The 19,209-nt window shown below is 70.4% G+C and carries 14 protein-coding genes; 7 read left to right on the top strand and 7 right to left on the bottom strand.

Annotated features, from left to right (window positions below; all coding sequences use genetic code 11):
• Entirely contained in the window at nt 1-3,642 is a 3,642-nt protein-coding gene (locus tag ACWEKM_RS25875) for a DEAD/DEAH box helicase family protein (RefSeq protein WP_451623616.1), read from the bottom strand.
• A gap of 148 nt (nt 3,643-3,790) precedes the next feature.
• Nucleotides 3,791-3,985: a hypothetical protein gene (locus ACWEKM_RS25870; protein ID WP_451623615.1), complete on the bottom strand. Its 195-nt coding sequence runs from the start codon at nt 3,983-3,985 to the stop codon at nt 3,791-3,793.
• 189 nt (nt 3,986-4,174) lie between these two features.
• Here ACWEKM_RS25870 and ACWEKM_RS25865 point away from each other — a divergent pair, with 189 nt between their 5' ends.
• Nucleotides 4,175-6,295, top strand: a complete 2,121-nt coding sequence (locus ACWEKM_RS25865) for a prolyl oligopeptidase family serine peptidase (RefSeq protein ID WP_451623614.1) — start codon at nt 4,175-4,177, stop codon at nt 6,293-6,295.
• Nucleotides 6,296-6,501: 206 nt separating this feature from the next.
• Here ACWEKM_RS25865 and ACWEKM_RS25860 read toward each other — a convergent pair whose 3' ends face one another.
• From ACWEKM_RS25860 to ACWEKM_RS25840, 5 genes are read right to left on the bottom strand one after another with little or no spacing between them, the layout of a single operon-like run.
• Nucleotides 6,502-7,551, bottom strand: coding sequence for an ABC transporter ATP-binding protein (locus tag ACWEKM_RS25860; protein WP_451623613.1), 1,050 nt, complete (start codon nt 7,549-7,551; stop codon nt 6,502-6,504).
• A complete protein-coding gene (locus ACWEKM_RS25855) occupies nt 7,544-8,518 on the bottom strand; it encodes an ABC transporter ATP-binding protein (protein ID WP_451623612.1) in 975 nt (324 codons plus the stop codon). Before ACWEKM_RS25855 ends, ACWEKM_RS25860 begins: the two co-directional genes overlap by 8 nt.
• Nucleotides 8,519-8,524: 6 nt before the next feature.
• Entirely contained in the window at nt 8,525-9,502 is a 978-nt protein-coding gene (locus ACWEKM_RS25850; RefSeq protein WP_451623611.1) for an ABC transporter permease, read from the bottom strand.
• Nucleotides 9,495-10,418 carry an ABC transporter permease gene (locus ACWEKM_RS25845; protein ID WP_451623610.1) on the bottom strand — a complete coding sequence of 308 codons (924 nt, stop codon included), beginning with the start codon at nt 10,416-10,418 and terminating at the stop codon, nt 9,495-9,497. Before ACWEKM_RS25845 ends, ACWEKM_RS25850 begins: the two co-directional genes overlap by 8 nt.
• 6 nt (nt 10,419-10,424) lie before the next feature.
• Nucleotides 10,425-12,050: a peptide ABC transporter substrate-binding protein gene (locus ACWEKM_RS25840; RefSeq protein ID WP_451623609.1), complete on the bottom strand. Its 1,626-nt coding sequence runs from the start codon at nt 12,048-12,050 to the stop codon at nt 10,425-10,427.
• 258 nt (nt 12,051-12,308) lie between these two features.
• Between ACWEKM_RS25840 and ACWEKM_RS25835 the strand changes: the two genes are divergently transcribed.
• From ACWEKM_RS25835 to ACWEKM_RS25810, 6 genes are all read left to right on the top strand, one after another.
• Nucleotides 12,309-13,049 carry a class I SAM-dependent methyltransferase gene (locus tag ACWEKM_RS25835; protein WP_451623608.1) on the top strand — a complete coding sequence of 247 codons (741 nt, stop codon included), beginning with the start codon at nt 12,309-12,311 and terminating at the stop codon, nt 13,047-13,049.
• A 252-nt stretch (nt 13,050-13,301) separates the two neighbouring features.
• Complete coding sequence (locus ACWEKM_RS25830) at nt 13,302-15,176, top strand: ABC transporter substrate-binding protein (RefSeq protein WP_451623607.1); 1,875 nt, start codon at nt 13,302-13,304, stop codon at nt 15,174-15,176.
• 43 nt (nt 15,177-15,219) lie between these two features.
• A complete protein-coding gene (locus tag ACWEKM_RS25825; RefSeq protein ID WP_451623606.1) occupies nt 15,220-16,284 on the top strand; it encodes an ABC transporter permease in 1,065 nt (354 codons plus the stop codon).
• Nucleotides 16,281-17,192, top strand: coding sequence for an ABC transporter permease (locus tag ACWEKM_RS25820; protein ID WP_451623605.1), 912 nt, complete (start codon nt 16,281-16,283; stop codon nt 17,190-17,192). Before ACWEKM_RS25825 ends, ACWEKM_RS25820 begins: the two co-directional genes overlap by 4 nt.
• Nucleotides 17,189-18,193: an ABC transporter ATP-binding protein gene (locus tag ACWEKM_RS25815; protein ID WP_451623604.1), complete on the top strand. Its 1,005-nt coding sequence runs from the start codon at nt 17,189-17,191 to the stop codon at nt 18,191-18,193. Before ACWEKM_RS25820 ends, ACWEKM_RS25815 begins: the two co-directional genes overlap by 4 nt.
• The gene (locus tag ACWEKM_RS25810; protein WP_451623603.1) at nt 18,190-19,182 is read left to right on the top strand and encodes an ABC transporter ATP-binding protein; all 993 of its coding nucleotides are present in this window, start codon (nt 18,190-18,192) and stop codon (nt 19,180-19,182) included. The genes ACWEKM_RS25815 and ACWEKM_RS25810 overlap by 4 nt, the downstream gene beginning before the upstream one ends.
• Nucleotides 19,183-19,209 lie beyond the last annotated feature (27 nt).

Genomic DNA, 19,209 nt, shown 5'->3' with positions numbered 1-19,209 from the left:
TCAACCCAGTTCCCGATTCAGCTCATCCAACAATTCCAGCGCCGCGTCCTTGTCTCCGAACGCCCGCATGAAGCCCCGGCCTCCGCCGCGCTCGGTGAACGGCGCGACTGCGAAGTCTCCCGGCTCTATGCCGACGTCGGCGGCGATGGCGTCCTTTATCCGCTCCAGCCACCACAGCTGGTCGTCGGTGAACTCCACACCCGCCTGCCGCTGCCGCAGCAGCCAGCCCTCGAAGCGCTCCTCGACCACCGTACGGTACGGGCGCAGCTCGTCGTCGGCGCCGAGCTCGTAGCGGATGAGGCGGATCAGGTCGCCCAGGCCCGCCTCCTTGCCGGGGCCGGCCGCCGCCTTGCCGAGCTGCTCGTAGTGGTCCCACAGGACACCCGTCGTCCACGCGCGGTTCGTCGCCCGGATACGGCCCGCCAGCTCCCTCAGCGCATCACGCGCCTCACGCGGGCTGACCCTCGCGCCGCTTCCCAGCGCCACGCGGATCGCCACGTTCTCGTCCCGCTGCTCCTTCGTGAGCAACGAGTTCCACTCGGCCAGCTCCTTGGCCGCCCGTTCCGTGCGCGGTATCTCCCGCATCTCGGTGACGCGGACCTCGGTCGTCTCGTCGTACGTCAGGTCCTGCTGGTGTCTGATCTTCAGGATCAGCTGCCGCAGTTCGGGCCGTGAGGTCAGCGGCGCCACCGCGTCCTGGACGAGTTTCTTGGCCAGCTCGGGGCCGCCCTCGTGCCGCGCGCGATCCTGTGTGTCCACGTCCACCGCGTCCGTGATCCGCCGCGCCAGGTCGGCCAGGCTCACGCCCCCGGAGGTCTGGGCCAACAGCCGCCGCTCCTCCGCCCCCAACTGCCGGTCGATACGGGCCAGTCGGCGCGCCAGCGTCTCCGCCTCGTCCGCCGTCAGTGACCGCGTACCGGCCTTGTCCAACAGCTTCTCCAGCGAGACGCTCTTCTCCCCCGCCGGGATCAGCGGCCGGGCGTCCACCAGTGGCGAGTCGGTCACCCCCACCGCGTCGATCAGGACGAAACGGTCCTTCGTCAGATCAGGCGCCGCCTCCGGAGTCACGGCCTTCAGCTCGTCCGCGTCGATCGAGCGGGCGCCCCGGCCCTTCATCTGCTCGAAGAGCACCGGGCTCTTGATGGCACGCAGGAAGATCACGCACTCCAGCGGCTTCACATCCGTACCCGTGGCGATCATGTCGACCGTGACCGCCACCCGGAGGCGGGGCGAGTTGCGCAGGTCGTTGATCAACGTGTCCGGATCGTCGCCGTTCTGCCGGGAGCGGTACGTGATCTTCTTCGCGAACTCGTCGCCCCGGCCGAAGACTTCCTTGGCCTGCTTCAGTACTTCCTCGGCGTGGTCGTCGCCTGCGGCGAAGACGAGGGTCTTCGGAAGCTCCGCGCGGCCCGGGAACCACCGCTGCCAGTTGTTCCGGTACGTCGTCAGCACGGCCCGGATCTCGTCCTCGGTGATCACCGTGCGGCCGAGTTGCGAGACGCTGTACTCGAAGTCCTCGTCCAGTTCCTCGTAGCGCTGGGCCCGGGTCTGGCGGTCGCGGATGCGGACGGTCGTACCCGCCTCGATCTTCGCGCCGCCGTCCTCCCGGATCGTGGTGTTGAGGCGCACGATGTCGAAGTCCACGTTGACGCCGTCGGCCACGGCCTGTTCGTACGTGTACTGGGCCACCATGTTGTGGTCGAAGAAGCCCTGGGTCTGGCGGGTGGGCGTGGCCGTCAGGCCGACCAAGTGGGCGTCGAAGTACTCCAGGACGCCGCGCCACAGACCGTAGATCGAGCGGTGGCACTCGTCGATCACGATCACGTCGAACGACTCGATCGGGACGTCCGGGTTGTACTCGACGGTGATCGGCTCGTCCGCCGCGTAGGTCTCGTCCAGGTTCGAGGCGTTCACGCCCTCCCCCGTGGCGGCCTCCCCTGTGGCCGCCCCCTCCGCCGCCACCTCGTTCGTCTCCGGTTCGTCCGCGTCCGGCCCCTCCGGCAACTCCTCGCCCTTGAGGAGGGCATACATCCGCTGAATCGTGGAGATCACGACCGCCGACGTGTCCTGGAGCCCGCTCCGGCCCAGCATGTCGACGTTGTAGAGGTCGGTGAGCTTCCGGTTCTCGTCGGGTGTGCGGTACTTGTCGAACTCCGCGTGGGCCTGGCGGCCGAGGTTGTTGCGGTCGACGAGGAAGAGGACCCGGCGGGCGCCCGCGTGACGGAGGAGGCGGTAGGTCTCCGTGACGGCTGTGAACGTCTTTCCGGCGCCCGTGGCCATCTGGATGAGGGCACGCGGCCGGTCGGCCGCCAGCGAGCCTTCCAGGCCCGTGATGGCGTCGACCTGGGCCATGCGCAGGCCGTGGGTCTCCAGGAGCGGCATGCTGGTGCGGAGGGCCGCGCGGAAGGTGGGCGTGTCCGGTTCCTCGTCCGCCCGGTTCATCCACGCGGCGATGGTCTCGGGGCGGTGGAAGGCGAATACCTCGCGGGAGCGGGCTTCGGGGTCGACGCGGTTCAGGAAGTACGTTTCCGCGCCGGTGCTGACGTAGCGGAACGCGAAGGGTTCGTCGCGGCGCCATACGGCCATCGCGTGCTCCTTGAGCACACCGGCCGCGTACCGCTCGTTCTGGGCGAGGGCGCCGGCGAGTGCGGTGCCCTCGCGCTTGGCCTCGATGACTCCGACGATCTTCCCGTCGACGTAGAGGACGTAGTCGGCACGCCCCGTGGCCAGCGTGAACTCCTCGACGGCGACGCCCTTGCCCGCCAGGGGGTTCGCGTCCGCCTTACTCTGGATCAGCCAGCCCGACTTCGTCAGCATCGCGTCGATCTTCTTGCGTGCCTGCACCTCGTTGAGCGGCGCGGGGAGCTGCGCGCGCTCGACGATCGCTTCGCGGGCCTTGGAGGCGATCCTGCGGGGCTGGACGCGCTCACGGTCGTACCGCTGCTGGTGGGCCGCGCGCAGTTCGGTGACCTGGGCTCTCAGGTCCTCGATCTGGGCGGCGTAGGCCGACTTCGCGCGCTGGGCGCTGGCGATGAGTTCCTCGGCCTCGGTACGGGCCCTGCGCTCGGCCTCAAGGCGGTCGCTGGTCTCGGACAGCTTGACGCGTGACTCCGCGAGCGCGCGGCGATGTCCCTCCAGTGCCTCCTGGAGTTCCGAGATCTCCTCGGGGTCGACGGGCTGCACGTCCACGGGAAGCGTCGGCGGGACGAACGCGGCCACGGTCCGTTTGCCGCCCATGGCCCGGTCGAAGAGATCGCCCAGCCGCCAGCACAACTCCAGCGCTTCGAGCGCCTTCGTGGTGTCGAAGAGGTGGTGGTGCGCGGCGTCGTTGCGTCCCCGGCGCAGCTTGTCGAACGCCTCACGGCTCCAACCGACGAGCACACCGGCCCGCGTGAGCGCATTGAGGCGGTCGAACTGGGTCGTGCCCTGGACGCGCGTGCCCGTACGGGTGACGAACTCCTCGGCCAGTACCTCACCGAACTGCCCCGCGCTGACGTACGCGGCGTTGGGATTGGTGAAGACCGTGAGTTCCGCCTGCGATCCGTAGATGGCCAGAAGAGGCTGGTACGGGTAGAGACGCCCGAAGTTGGGCGAAGCCTTCGCCAGCTCTCGAAGCCGATCACCGGTGTTGTGTCCGTCCACGCGCCCCCGCTCCAGCCCTTCGTCCACCTGGATCCGCCCATGTTACGGAGCCGGGGGCCACGAAGCAGCACAACAGCACAGGTGACGGCCGACCGCCGGTCGCGTCAGCGTCCGGCGGTCCACACCGACTGTCCCCGCCGAGGCGCGGTCAGAACTTGAGGCCGCCGATCATGCTCGCCACGTTCGTCGTCAGCTCACTGATCGTGGGCGCGATGGTGGAAGAGGCGAGATAGAAGCCGAGCAGGACGCAGACGACCGCATGGCCGCCCTTCAGCCCTGACTTCCTGATCAGCAGGAAGACGATGATCGCCAGCAGCACCACCGCCGAAATCGAGAGTGCCACGGCGGCTCACCTCCAAAAATCCCAGGGACACGGGGGGTCGGACTATGGGGGTTGTAGATCGGAACAGCAAATCCATGCAGGAGCCAGCAGGTTCATACCCACTCAGCGGTAGTGATCATAACGATCCGTGCTCGCGCATCGGTCGGCGCACGGCCGCACAAGGGGGCGCATGGCCAATATGGTCAGGGCATGACGACCGAGCCTGACTCCTTCCCCCGACGGCACGCCCGGACCCAGCGGTTCACCCTCGGCGCGCCGCGCGCGTTCAGCGTGGCGCCCGACGGATCCCGTGTCGCGTTCCTGCGTTCGAGGTCCGGTACGGACCGGGCCAACTCCCTGTGGGTGCTCGACACGGCGGACGGCCGGGAGCGCCTTGCGGCCGATCCGCGCACCCTGCTGGGCGGTGCCACGGAGCATCTGTCGGCCGAGGAGCGGGCGCGCCGCGAACGCAGCCGTGAGGGCGGGGCCGGCATCGTCGGCTACGCCACCGACACGGCCCTGGAGTTGGCCTCTTTCGCGTTGTCAGGGCGGCTTTTCGTGGCGGAGCTGCGGGCCGGTACGGCGCGTGAACTCCCGGTTCCCGGCCCGGTGATCGACCCCCGTCCCGCACCCGACGGGCGGCATGTCGCATATGTGGCGCAGGGCGCGCTCAGGGTGGTGGACGCCGCGGGCGGGCACGACCGGGCGCTGGCGGAGCCGGAGTCGGACGGGGTCACCTATGGGCTGGCCGAGTTCGTGGCGGCCGAGGAGATGGGGCGGGCGCGGGGCTTCTGGTGGGCGCCGGAGGCGGACCGGCTGCTCGTGGCGCGGGTGGACGACACGCCGGTGCAGCGGTGGTGGATCGCGGACCCCGCCCGGCCGGAACGTGAGCCACACCACGTCGCCTATCCGGCGGCGGGCACCGCGAACGCGGACGTACGGCTGTTCGTGATCGGTCTGGACGGGGCCCGCACGGAGGTCGTCTGGGACCGGGCGCGCTATCCGTATCTGGCGCGTGTGCACTGGTCAGAGGCGGGTGCTCCGCTGCTTCTGGTGCAGCCGCGGGACCAGCGCAGCCAGCTGTTCCTGGCCGTCGACCCGGAGTCGGGGGCGACCCGCATGGTGCACGCCGACGAAGATCCAGATTGGCTTGAACTTTTCCCTGGAGTGCCCTGCTGGAGTCCGTCGGGACAGCTCGTCCGGATCGCCGACGAAGGGGGCGCGCGGGTCCTTGCAGTGGGGGAACGCCCCCTGACGGGCGCCCAGTTGCACATCCGTGCGGTGCTCGACGTCAGCGCCGACGACGTGCTGGTCTCGGCCTCGGCCGGCGAGGAGGCCGAGGCGGCCGAGGCGGCCGAGATCGGCGAGGTGCATGTCTACCGGGTGAACGAACTGGGCGTGGAGCGGGTGTCCCAGGAGCCCGGTGTGCATACGGCGGTGCGCGCCGGTGGCGTCACGGTGCTGGCCTCGGCCACGCTCGACCGGCCCGGCGCCCGGTGCCAGGTGCTGCGTGACGGAAAACCGTCGGCGACTGTCCTGTCGCACGCCGAAGATCCCGGTTTGTCCCCGCGCATGACCCTCACCCAGGGGGGCGCACGCCAAATTCCGTGCGCCGTACTTATGCCACGGGACTACCCCTCCGACACGCTTCTGCCCGTGCTCCTCGACCCCTACGGCGGCCCGCACGGACCGCGCGTGGTCGCCGCGCACAACGCGCATCTGACCTCGCAGTGGTTCGCCGACCAGGGCTTCGCGGTGGTCGTCGCCGACGGCCGCGGCACCCCCGGCCGCTCGCCGGCCTGGGAGAAGGCGGTGCACCGCGACTTCACCGTCTGTCTGGACGATCAGATCGAGGCGCTCCAGGACCTCGCCAGGACCCATCCGCTCGACCTGAACCGGGTGGCGATCCGCGGCTGGTCCTACGGCGGCTGGCTGGCCGCCCTCGCCGTACTGCGCCGCCCGGACGTCTTCCGCGCGGGCATCGCGGGCGCCCCGGTCACCGACTGGCGGCTGTACGACACCCACTACACCGAGCGCTACCTCGGCGACCCGGCGCGGGACGCGGAGGCGTACGCCCGCAGTTCCCTCGTCACCGACGACGGCCTCTCGGCACCGGCCGAGCCGCACCGCCCGCTGATGATCGTGCACGGGCTGGCCGACGACAACGTGGTGGTCGCGCACGCGCTGCGGCTGTCCTCCGCGCTGCTGGCCGCGGGCCGCCCGCACGAGGTGCTGCCGCTGTCCGGCGTGACCCATATGACCCCGCAGGAGCAGGTCGCCGAGAACCTGCTGCTGCTCCAGGTGGACTTCCTCAAGCGCTCCCTGGCGTAGCCGGGCCGGCGGGGCAGGCACCCGCGAACTGCCGTAACCCACCGCCAACTTCGCGGCAGCGGCAGCGGCAGCGGCAGCGGCAGCGGCAGCGGCAGCGGCAGCGGCAGCGGCAGCGGCAGCGAGATACGGATACATGGATATGCGGATATACGGACGCGGACGCTGAGCAGCGTGCGGGTGCCGGGACCGGGCCGGGGTGCGCCATGTCACCCCGGCCCGTTTCCGTGCTCCTCCACCGGCACCACCTGCTTCTCCTCCGCGAAGTGGCACGCCGAGTCATGGGCCGCCGGACCGGAGGTGTGCCGGAACGCCTCCGGGACCGCGAGCGCCGGCACCTCAAGCGCGCACCGCTCCCGCGCCTTCCAGCAGCGGGTGCGGAACCGGCAGCCGGAGGGGATGTCCGTCGGCGACGGCACATCGCCGGTCAGGATGATCCGCTCGCGGTGCTCGCGCGCCTCGGGGTCGGGCACGGGCACCGCGGAGAGCAGCGCCTGGGTGTAGGGGTGGGTCGGATGGTCGTAGATCTCCGTGTCGCTGCCGATCTCCACGATCCGCCCGAGGTACATCACCCCGACCCGGTCCGCGATGTGCCGCACGATCGACAGGTCGTGCGCGATGAAGACATAGCTGAGGTCGAACTCCGCCTGGAGCCGCTCCAGCAGGTTGATCACCTGCGCCTGCACCGACACGTCCAGCGCCGACACCGGCTCGTCGGCGACGATGATCTCGGGGCGCAGCGCCAGCCCGCGCGCGATGCCGATGCGCTGGCGCTGGCCCCCGGAGAACTGGTGCGGATAGCGGTTGGCGTACTCCGGGTCGAGCCCGACGACGTCCAGCAGCTCCCGGACCCGGCGGCGCCGGTCGCCCTTGGGGGCCGCCTCCGGGTGGATCTCGAACGGCTCCCCGATGATGTCGCCCACCGTCATCCGCGGGTTGAGCGAGGTGTACGGGTCCTGGAAGACCATCTGGATGTTGCGCCGTACGGCCTTCAGGGCGCGCCCGGAGAGCCGGGTGATCTCCTCGCCCTTGAACCGGATCGAACCGGCCGTCGGCCGTTCGAGGTTGCACAGCAGCCGGGCGACCGTCGACTTGCCGCAGCCCGACTCGCCGACCAGGCCGAGGGTTTCGCCCTTGGCCAGCGTGAAGTCGACGCCGTCGACCGCCTTCACCGCGCCGACCGGCTTCTTGAACAGGATGCCGCGGGTGAGCGGATAGTGCTTGACCAGCCCGCTGACCTCCAGGATCGGCTCAGCCATGCAGGCACTCCCGCCAGAAGTGACAGGCGCTGCCGCGGTCCTCGTCGACGGGGTACAGCGGGGGTTCGTCCGTCCGGCACACGTCCCGCGCCATCGGACAGCGCGGATGGAAGGCGCAGCCGGGCGGGATGTGCATGAGGTTCGGCGGCAGGCCCTTGATCGCGTACAGCTCCCGGCCCTTGCGGTCCAGGCGCGGGATGGAGTCCAGCAGCCCCCGGGTGTAGGGGTGCGCGGGGGCCTTGTAGATGTCGTGCACCGGGGCCGACTCGACGATCCGGCCGGCGTACATCACGGCGATCCGGTCGGCGACGTCCGCGACGACACCGAGGTCGTGGGTGATCAGGACGAGTCCCATGGCGTACTCGCGCTGCAACTCCGCGAGCAGATCCATGACTTGGGCCTGGACCGTGACGTCCAGCGCGGTGGTGGGCTCGTCGGCGATCACCAGGGCGGGCTCCAGGGCCAGCGCCATGGCGATCATGATGCGCTGGCGCATGCCGCCGGAGAACTGGTGCGGATAGTCGCGCACGCGCTGCGCCGCGCCGGGGATGCGCACCCGGTCCATCAGCTCGACCGCCCTGGTCCGGGCGTCCTTCTTCGACATGCCGCGGTGCACCACGAACATCTCGCCGAGCTGGTCGCCCACGCTGAGCACGGGGTTGAGGGCGGACAGCGCGTCCTGGAAGATCATGGCCAATTCGGCGCCGCGGACCCCGCGTCGCTCATTCTCCTTCAGTTTCAGCAGGTCACGGCCGCGGAAGAGGATCTCACCGCCGGTGATCCGGCCGGGCGGCATATCCAGGATTCCCATCACGGCCTGCGCGGTCACCGACTTGCCGGAGCCCGACTCGCCGAGCACGGCCAGGGTCTCCCCCGCCGCCACCTCGCAGGTGACCCCATTGACGGCCTTCGCGATGCCGTCCCGGGTTCTGAACTCCACGTGCAGATCGCGCACTTCGAGCAGCATGTCGGCTCACCTCAGCTTCGGGTCGAGGGCGTCGCGCACCGCGTCGCCGAGCATGATGAACGCCAGGACGGTGATCGCCAGGGCACCGGAGGGCCACAGCAGCGCGTGCGGGGCGTTGCGGATGTACGGGGAGGCGGCGGAGATCTCGATCCCCCAGGAGACGCTCGGCGGTTTCAGGCCGACGCCCAGGTACGACAGGGTCGCCTCCAGCGCGATATAGGTGCCGAGCGCGATGGTCGCCACCACGATCACCGGCGCGACCGCGTTGGGCGCGATGTGCCGCAGCAGAATGCGGGCCGGGGAGGCGCCGAGCGCCCGGGCCGCCTGGACGTAGTCGTTCTGCCGGGCGGTGATGACCGAGCCGCGCGCGATGCGGGAGATCTGCGGCCAGCCCAGCAGCACCATGAACCCGACGACCGGCCAGACCGTGTTGGTGGTCACCACGGAGAGCAGCACCAGCCCGCCGAGCACGACCGGGATCGCGAAGAACACATCGGTGAGCCGGGACAGGACCGCGTCCCACGCCCCGCCGAAGAAGCCGGCCAGACCGCCGAGGACCGAGCCGAGGAGGGCCACCCCCAGCGTGGCGCAGACCCCGACCGTCACGGACGCCCGGGCGCCGTACACGGTCCGTGTGTAGACATCGCAGCCCTGGCCGTCGTAGCCGAAGGGGTGGCCGGGCTGGGAGCCCTCCTGGGCCTTGGAGAGGTCGCAGGTGAGGGGGTTGCCGGAGGCGATCAGCGAGGGCCACAGGGAGATCAGGACGAGGAAGAGGATCACCAGGCCGGAGCCCAGGAAGACGGGGTTGCGGCGCAGGTCGTGCCAGGCGTCGGACCAGAGGCTGCGCGGCCGGTCCCGGGGGCCGGTTCCCACGGGCCCGCCGGGCGTCCGCTCCAGCGTGGCCCCCTCGCTGGTCGCGAGGTCCATCGCGCCGCCCATGCCGGCCGGGGAGATCGCGCCGTCGGGCTCGTGCTGCTCAGGCATAGCGGATCCTCGGGTCGAGTACGGCGTACAGCAGGTCGACGAGCAGATTGGCGACCAGGAAGACCAGCACGAGGACGGTGACGAAGCCGACCACGGTCTGGGTGTTCTGCCGCACGATCCCCTGGTAGAGCTGGTAGCCGACGCCGTGGATGTTGAAGATCCGCTCGGTGACGATCGCGCCGCCCATCAGGGCGCCGATGTCGGCGCCGATGAAGGTGACCACGGGGATCAGCGAGTTGCGCAGCAGATGCCGGGTGATCACCCGGCGCCGGGGCAGGCCCTTGGCGATCGCCGTGCGGACGTAGTCGGCGCGCCGGTTCTCGGCGAGGGAGGTGCGGGTCAGCCGGGTGACATAGGCGAGCGACACCGAGGCCAGGACGAGGCCCGGCACGATCAGTTCGCCGAAGGCGGCGTCCGGCGACACCGACGGTCTGATCCAGCCCCACTGGACGCCGAGCAGGAGTTGGAGCAGCAGACCGGTGACGAAGGTCGGTACGGAGATGACGACCAGGGTGGTCAGCAGTACGCCCGTGTCGACGGGCCGGCCGCGGCGCAGCCCGGTCAGCACGCCCAGCGCGATGCCCACGACGATCTCGAAGAGGATCGCCACGATGGTCAGCCGGACGGTGACGGGGAACGCCGTGCCCATCAGCTCGGTGACCGGCTGACCGTTGAACGCGGTGCCGAAGTCGCCGGTGAAGACCTTGCCCATATAGGTCAGGTATTGCCGCCACACCGGCTGGTCGAGGCCGAGATCCCGCTTGAGCTGGGCGGCCGTCGCCGGGTCGCACTGCCGCTCGCCGCACAGGCCGGCGACGGGGTCGCCCATCACGTTCACCATCAGGAAGATCAGCAGCGTGGCCCCGATGAACACCGGGATCATCTGGAGCAGCCGCCTCATGACATAGCGCCCCATGACGGCTCAGCCGACCTTGATCTCGTTGTAGACGGGGACGCTGAAGGGATTGAGCGCCACGTCGGACAGCCGCCGCGAGTAGCCCGCGCTGCCGTTCTGGTACCAGAGCGGGATGGCCGCCATGGCGTCCCGGACGACCCCCTCGGCCTGCTGGAAGGTGGCGACCGATCTGCGGGTGTCGGTCTCGGCGTTGGCCCGGTCGACGAGCCGGTCGAAGTCCTTGCTGGACCACTTGCCGTCGTTGGAGGAGGCGTCCGTGTAGTAGAGCGGCTGCAGGAAGTTCTGGATGAGCGGGTAGTCCATCTGCCAGCCGGACCGGAACGGGCCCGTCAGCTTGTGCCGGCCGATCCGGTCGCGGAAGTCGGCGAAGGTGCCGACCGGGTTGCCGATGCAGGCCGTGTCGTTGCCGAGCGCGTTGTTGATGGAGTTGCACACGGCGTCCACCCACTCCCGGTGCGAACCGGTGTCCGCGTTGTAGGTGATCGTGACCTGGCCGCCGGGGAGGCCGCCGCCCTCCTGGACCAGCTTCCTGGCCTGGGCGGGGTCGTAGTCGCAGGCCCTGCCGCACAGACCGGCCTGGTGGCCGCCGGCCGCGCCGAGCACGGGCGAGGTCCAGTCGGTGGCCGGGGTACGGGTGTTCCGGAAGATCGTCTCGGTGATCTGTCTGCGGTTGATCGCCATGGACAGGCCGGTGCGGACCTTCTCCGCGCCGGGCTTGCTCCAGTCCTTGTCGTAGTACGGGAAGGCGAGGGTCTGGATGATGCCGGCCGGGCTGTTGAGGTAGCGGCCTTCGAGGTCGCTCTGGACGTTCTTGAGCTGCGCGGCCGGAACGTCGTCGACCAGGTCGAGGTTGCCGGCCAACAGATCGGTGTAGGCGGTGTTGTTGTCGGTGTAGACCGTGAGGTTCACGCCGTCGTTGCGGGCCTTGTCGGGGCCGGGGTAGGCGTCCCACTTCTTCAGGGCCATCTGGAAGCCCCTGGTGTAGGAGCCGATCGTGTAGGGCCCGTTGCCCACGGGGTGCGCCAGCCAGGCCGCATGGTCGGTGAAGAAGGCCCGGGGCAGCGGGGCGAAGGCCGCGTAGCCGAGGGTGTCCGGGAAGCTGGAGAACTTCTGGTTGAGCCGGACCGTGAAGGTGCGGTCGTCCACGACCTTCAACCCGGAGAGGGTGTCGGCGCGCTGCGGGCCGCTCTCCGGGTGGACCTTGTCGTAGCCGTCGATGTAGCCGAAGAAGTAGGCGTTCTTCTGGTTGTTCTTCAGGCTCGCGCCGTAGTTCCAGGCGTCTACGAAGGATCTGGCGGTCACCTTCTCGCCGTTGGAGAAGGTCCAGCCGTCCCTGAGCGTGATCCTGAAGTTCTGGGAGTCCGTGGTGTCGATCTTCCGCGCGAGCATGTCCTTGGCCCGGCCGGTCCTCGGGTCGTACCGCTTCAGACCGCGGAAGATCATGTCGAGCACCTTGCCGCCCTGTACCTCGTTGGTGTTGGCCGGCTCCAGTGGGTTCTGCGGATCGCCCCAGGAGGCGCTGAACACCGAGCCGCTCTCCGCGCCGGTGCCGCTTCCGCCGCCGCAGGCGGCCGCCGCGAGCACCACCGCCGTCGTGCACACGGCCCAGGTGACCTGTCTGGCCCGACGCATGGAGTGCCTCCTCTGGAACACGCGGGTACGCACGGTGACGCCACCCCCTGAACATCGATCGATCACCCGCTCATACCACCGCAAAATGCTCATAAAGCCATGAAAGACACTCTTCTGCGAAACAGTCCACCCGTACGAAGGGTGACATCGAAGGCGTGACGCCGAGGGGGCACAGCGATGTGTCACGCCAAGGGGGCACGTCGAGGGGGTGCGCTGAACGAGGCGGGACGGTGGCCCGGTGTGTGGCACACTGCCGCGGTGGTCGATCGCTCGTTCAAGGATCTTTCGCTCGCCTCGTTGTACGACGCCCTTCATCCCTGGGGGCCTGGCGACGACTTCTATCTGGACCTGGTGATGTCGGCCCGGTCGGTGCTCGATGTGGGGTGCGGTACGGGCCGGTTGCTGGCGCGGGCCAGGCGCGCCGGACACGACGGCCGGCTCATGGGGCTGGATCCGGCCGCCGCGATGCTGGTCCAGGCGCGGCGCCGCGAACCCGGCGTCGCATGGGTGCTCGGCGACCTGCGGACCCGGCTGTGGAACGGCGGGTTCGACCTGGTCGTGATGACCGGGCACACCATCCAACACCTCGTCCACGACGAGGAGTTGCGGCTGGCGCTGCGCGCCGTCAGGGCCGCCCTGTCACCCGGCGGACGATTCGTGTTCGAGACCCGGAATCCGGCGGCCCGCGCCTGGACGAGGTGGAGCCCGGAGCACGTACGTTCCGTCGGCGACGCGGACGGCCGCGCCGTACGGGTGTGGCACGAGGTCGAGGGACCGCCCGTCGGCTACCGCGTGCGGCTCAAGGAGACGTTCGACGGGGAGGCTTGGGACCGGCCGCGGGTCGGCCGCCGCACCCTGCGCTTCCTCGGACCCGACGCACTGACACGGTTCCTCCGTGAGGCGGGACTTGACGTCGAGGTGCGGTACGGCGACTGGGGACAGGGGCCGTTGACGCAGGACAGCGCCGAGATCATCACCGTGGCAACGCCCGCCCGCTGACCGCGGCCAACGCGGCGCCAGCGCGCCACCAGGGCCCCTTCACCGGTCTACACCAATGTTTGGCTCATCGTCCGTCAACTCGCCGTTTCCGCAGGCCAAAGGTGCTGGACACGGGCCGTTGACGCGCGCAGACCGCCGCTGATAGACACACTCATCACCCGCCCGGCGCCACCAGGCTGAATCCGCTGAAGTCCCAACGCTGAAGTCCCAACAGGGTGTCCCTGTGCGAGCGATGACGCGAGGTCACGATTCATGAGCACGCAAGACCGGCACGGCAGCAGGCGTTCACTACCGAGAAGCCCACGATCCCGTACGCCCCGGCTCGTCGCCGCCGCCGGCGCCCTCGCCGTGACGCTCACCGCGGGCCTCGCGACCCCACTGGACCCGGCGCCCCGGCAGGCGGAGGCCGCCCCGGACAAGAAGGTCCTCACCGTCGCCGTCGCGCAGAGCGTCGACTCGCTCAGCCCCTTTCTGGCGGTGCGTCTGGTCAGTACGAGCATCCTGCGGCTGACCTACGAATACCTGACCGACTACGACCCGGCGGACGCCCACCCGGTGCCCGGCCTGGCCACCAGTTGGAAGCCGTCCGCCGACAAGCTCACCTGGACGTACACGATCCGCTCCGACGCGAAGTGGTCGGACGGGCAGCAGGTGACCGCGCAGGACGCGGCGTGGACGTTCAACAAGCTGATGACCGACCAGGCGGCCGCCACCGCGAACGGCAGCTTCGTCGGCAACTTCCGCGAGGTGACCGCCCCGAGCCCCACCAAGCTGGTCATCGAGCTGAAGAAGCCCCAGGCCACGATGACCGCGCTGGACGTGCCGATCGTGCCCCGGCACATCTGGGAGAAGGTCACGGACTTCTCGAAGTTCACCAACGACAAGACCTTCCCGGTCGTCGGCGACGGACCGTTCGTACTCACCGACTACCGGCCCGACAGCTATGTGCGGCTGAAGGCCAACAAGACGTTCTGGCGCGGTGCGCCCAAGTTCGACGAGCTGGTCTTCAAGTACTACAAGGACCAGGACGCGGCGGTGGCCGCGCTGCGCAAGGGCGAGGTCTCCTTCGTCGCCGGTTCGCCCTCCCTGACGCCCGCCCAGGCCGCCTCCCTCAAGGGCGAGAAGAACGTCCGCGTCAACGACGCCCCCGGCCGCCGCTTCTACGCCCTCGCCACCAACCCGGGCGCCCAGGCCAAGAACGGCGAGAAGTTCGGCGACGGCGATCCCTCCCTGCTCGACCAACGGGTGCGGAACGCCCTGTTCATGGCGGTCGACCGCAAGACCCTCGTCGACAAGGTCTTCCAGGGCCACGCGGTCGAGGGCCAGGGCTACATCCCGCCCCGCTTCGCCCCGTACTTCTTCACACCGTCCGCGAGTCAGCAACTCGCCCACGACCCCGCGAAGGCCGCCCGGCTCCTCGACCAGGCGGGCTACCGGAAGAACGGCGACGGCAAGCGCGTCGGCAAGGACGGCAAGCCGCTGAACTACCGCGTCCTGTGCCATGCCACCGACCCGAACGACAAGGCGGTCGGCCAGTACCTCAAGGAGTGGTGGGGCGAGCTGGGCATCGGCATGCGGCTCGACTGCCTCGACAACGTCACCGACCCCTGGCTCGCCGGAAAGTACGACCTCGCCTTCGACGGCTGGTCCGTCAACCCCGACCCGGACTTCGTCCTGTCCATCCACACCTGCGCGGCCCTGCCCACCGCGCCGAAGGACACCGGGGCCACCGACAACTTCATCTGCGACAAGACGTACGACGAGCTGTACGCGCGGCAGCTGGCCGAGTACGACTCCGCCAAGCGGGCCACGCTCGTCAAGCAGGCCGAGTCACGGCTGTACGACACGGGGTACATGAACGTCATGGCGTACCCGAACGCGGTCGAGGCGTATCGCACCGACCAGATCGAGTCGATCACGACGATGCCCAAGGCCGCGGGCAACCTCTATGGCCAGGACGGCTACTGGAGCTGGTGGTCGGCGGTCCCGGCCGATGACTCCGGCTCGACCGGCGGCGGCGGTTCGACCGGCGTCGTCATCGGTGTCGTCGCGGGCGCCGTGGTCCTCGCCGGCGCCGGGCTCTTCCTCTCGCGCCGCCGCCGCGCCACCGCCGACGACCGCGAATAGCCGATGCACGCGATCAGCGCACCGACTCAGCAGGCGGTCCGCCATGGCCGCTGACATCACATCGACGCCGGCCGAGGCCGCCGGTCCGTCTCCCGCCGGGCCGACGGCCCACGGGCCGCGGTCCGGCACCTGGACCGGTTATCTGCGGTACGGGGCCGCAAAGGTGGGCGGCGCCGTCGTCTCCCTGCTCGCCGTCCTCGTCACCGGCTTCTTCCTGTTCCGGCTGATCCCCGGCGACCCGGTCAAGACCATGACGCTCGGCCGACAGGTCTCGGCCGAGCAACTGGCCGAATACCGGCGGGAGTTCGGGCTGGACCTGCCGCTGTGGGAACAGTTCACCGACTACTGCGGCAAGGCGCTCACCGGCGATCTGGGCACCTCGTACCAGTTCCGCACCCCGGTCATCGACAAGATCACCGAGGCCCTGCCGCACACCCTGCTGCTGACCGGCACCGCGTTCCTGCTGTACACCGCGCTCGGCATGTACCTGGGCACCCGGGCGGCATGGCGGCACGGACGCCTCGGCGACCGGCTGAACACCGGCCTGGCGCTGACCCTGTACTCCGTCCCGTCGTTCTGGCTCGGCCTGCTGGTCATCATCGTGTTCTCGGTGGGCCTCGGGCCCGTGCCCGGACTGTTCCCGACCGGCGGCATGGAATCGGGCGGCGAGCAGGGCTTCGCCTACGTCCTCGACGTCGCCCACCATCTCGTCCTGCCGGTGCTCACCCTGGTCGCGGTCGAGTACGGGCAGACGCTGCTGGTCACCCGCTCGGCGCTGCTCGACGAGATGGGCAGCGACTATCTGACGACCGCGCGCGCCAAGGGCCTGCGGGACGATCTGGTACGGCGTCGGCACGCCGTACCGAACGCGCTGCTGCCCACCGTCACCCTCGTCTTCGTCAACCTCGGGCGGACCGTCGCCGGTGTGATCCTGGTCGAGACGGTGTTCTCCTGGCCGGGCCTCGGCGGACTCTTCTACCAGGCACTGAGCGTGCCCGACCTGCCCCTGGTGCAGGGCCTGTTCCTCTTCTTCGCCGCGGCGGTGATCGTCATGAACACATTGGCCGATCTGCTCTATCCCCTGCTCGATCCGCGGGTGGGCCGATGAGCGCCGAGGCGGCACAGCCCGGCCCGCGAGCCCTGGCCCGGCAGCGGCGCCGCCGCTCCGCCGCACGGTTCTGGCGGCAGTACCGCACCCATCGCGCCGGGCTGCTGGGCCTCGCCGCGCTCGTCCTGTTCGCGCTGGTGGCCCTGACCGCGCCGCTGACGGTCGGCTCCGACGTGACCGACGTGACCGACGCGCCGGGCAGTCCGCTCGCGGCGCCCAGCGGGCAGTTCCCGCTCGGCACGGACCGGTTCGGACGCGATCTGCTGGGCCTGCTGGTCTGGGGCTCGCGGGTCTCCCTGCTGGTCGGGCTGCTCGCCGCCGTGCTGTCGGTGGCGATCGGCGCGGTGGTCGGGATCTGCGCCGGTCACTTCCGGGGCGCGTACGGGACCGTGCTGATGCGGATCACGGACTGGTTCCTGGTGATGCCGACGCTGGTGCTCGCGATCGCGCTGGCCACCGTCATGTCCCGCTCCCTGGGCACGGTCGTCCTCGCCATCGGTGTCACCTCCTGGCCGACGACCGCGCGGCTGGTGCGGGCGCAGACGCTGGCGGTGGAGTCCCGTCCGTACATCGAACGGGCCAGGGCGCTCGGCGGCGGCCACTGGCACGTCATGACCCGGCATGTGCTGCCCAATGTGATGCCGCTGGTGCTGGCCCAGACCACGCTGATGGTCTCCTCCTCCATCCTCGCCGAGGCCACCCTGGCCTTCCTCGGCCTCGGCGATCCGACGGTCGTCTCGTGGGGCGGGCTGCTCCAGGACGCGCGGGAGGCGGGCGCGGTCAGCGCCGGCGACTGGTGGTACCTGGTGCCGCCCGGCATCGCGATCGCCCTGGTCGCGCTGGCGTTCACACTGTGCGGGCGCGCGGTGGAGTCCGTGCTCAATCCCAGGCTGGGGGTGACCCGTTGACGCTCCTCGACGTCCGGAACCTGACGGTGACCTATGCCGGCGGGGCCGCCGCCGTGCGCGGCGTGGACCTGTCGCTTGCGGCGGGGCAGAAACTCGGGATCGCCGGCGAGTCGGGCTGCGGCAAGTCCACGCTGGCGCTGGCGCTGCTGCGGCTGCTGCCCGCCGGCACCCGGGTGGGCGGGGAGATCCTGCTCGACGGCGAGGACATCCTGGCGATGCGCTGGGGGCGGGTGCGGGCGGTGCGCTGGGCGGGCGCGTCGATCGTCTTCCAGGGCGCCATGCACTCGCTCAACCCCGTGCACCGGGTCGGCGACCAGATCGCCGAGCCGATCCTGCTGCACGGCAGGGCGACCGCCGCCGCGGCACGGAAGCGGACCGGTGAACTCCTGGAACAGGTCGGCCTGCCCGCGGCCCGGGCGGCGGCGTACCCGCACGAACTCTCCGGCGGCCAGCGGCAGCGGGTCATGATCGCCATGGCGCTCGCCTGCGACCCGCGGCTGGTCATCGCCGACGAGCCGACCACGGCCCTGGACGTGATGATCCAGGCGCAGATCCTGCGGCTGATCGAACAGCTCGTCACCGAGCAGGACCTGGGGCTGATCATGATCAGCCATGATCTGGCGGTGCTGGCCGACACCTGCGACCGGCTTGCGGTGATGTACGCGGGCCGGGTGGTCGAGGAGGGCCCCGCCCGCACGGTCCACGAGGACGCCCGGCATCCGTACGGCAAGGCGCTGTCCACGGCGTTCCCGCACATCGGCGATCCGGCCTCCCGGTTCGCCCCCCAGGGGCTGCCCGGCGACCCGCCCGATCCGTTCGCGCTGCCCTCCGGCTGTGCGTTCCATCCGCGCTGCCCGGTCGCCCTGGACGGCTGCGCCACCGAGGACCAGAAGCTGCGCGAGGTGACCGGGGGACGGCGGGCCGCCTGCGTACACATCCCCGCGCCCGTCCCGGGACCGGCACCGGCCGCCGGGGCGGCGGACACGAGGAGCACCGCATGACGACACCAGCGTCTCCCCTGCTCAGCGCCCAGGGGCTGCGGGTGACCTTCCCCGGGCGGCACGGTGCCCCCGAGGCACGGGCCGTGGACGGTGTCGAACTGGACATCCGGGCCGGCGAGATCGTGGCACTGGTCGGCGAGTCGGGCTGCGGCAAGACGACGCTGGCCCGGTCGCTGCTCGGTCTGGAACGGCCCGCCTCGGGAAGCGTGCGGTTCGACGGGAAGCCGCTGGAGTACTCGTCGCGGGCCCTGCGGGCGTACCGGCGCCGGGTCCAGCTGGTGCTCCAGGACCCCAGCGGATCACTGAACCCACGGCACACCGTGTACGACGCGGTGGCCGAGGGACTGCGCATCCACGGGCATCCGGGAGACGAACGCACGGCGGTCGCCGACGCCCTGTCCCGGGCGGGACTGCGGCCGCCGGAGCGCTTCTTCCTGCGCTATCCGCACGAGTTGTCCGGCGGCCAGCGCCAGCGGGTGGTGATCGCGGGCGCGCTCGTCCTGGAACCCGAACTCCTCGTCGCCGACGAGCCGGTGGCCTCGCTGGACGCCTCCGTCCGCGGTGAGATCCTGGCCCTGCTGCTGCGGCTGCGCACCGAACTGGGGCTCGCCGCCCTGGTCGTGACCCATGACCTCGGGCTGGCCTGGAACATCGCCGACCGGGTCGCGGTGATGTACCTGGGCCGGATCGTGGAGACGGGCCCGGTCGAAGAGGTGCTGACCGCGCCCCGGCACCCGTACACCCAGGCCCTGTTGTCGGTCCTGCCGGAGGCGCCGGGCGAACCGGTCGTCCTGGCCGGTGAACCCCCGGACCCCTCCCGTATCCCGACCGGCTGCCGCTTCCGGGCCCGCTGCCCGGTCCTCGCCGACGGCAGAGCCCGGCAGGCGGGCCTCGCCGACCGCTGCCACACCGACGACCCCGGACCACTCGCCGCCGACCGCACACCCCAGGCCGCCTGCCACTGGGCCCGCGCACAGGCAACCGCCTGACGCCCAAGGGGCGAACCCCTTCGCCGG

The sequence above is a fragment of the Streptomyces sp. NPDC004752 genome (genome assembly GCF_053601275.1).
This window is presented reverse-complemented; position numbering and strand designations above follow the sequence as displayed.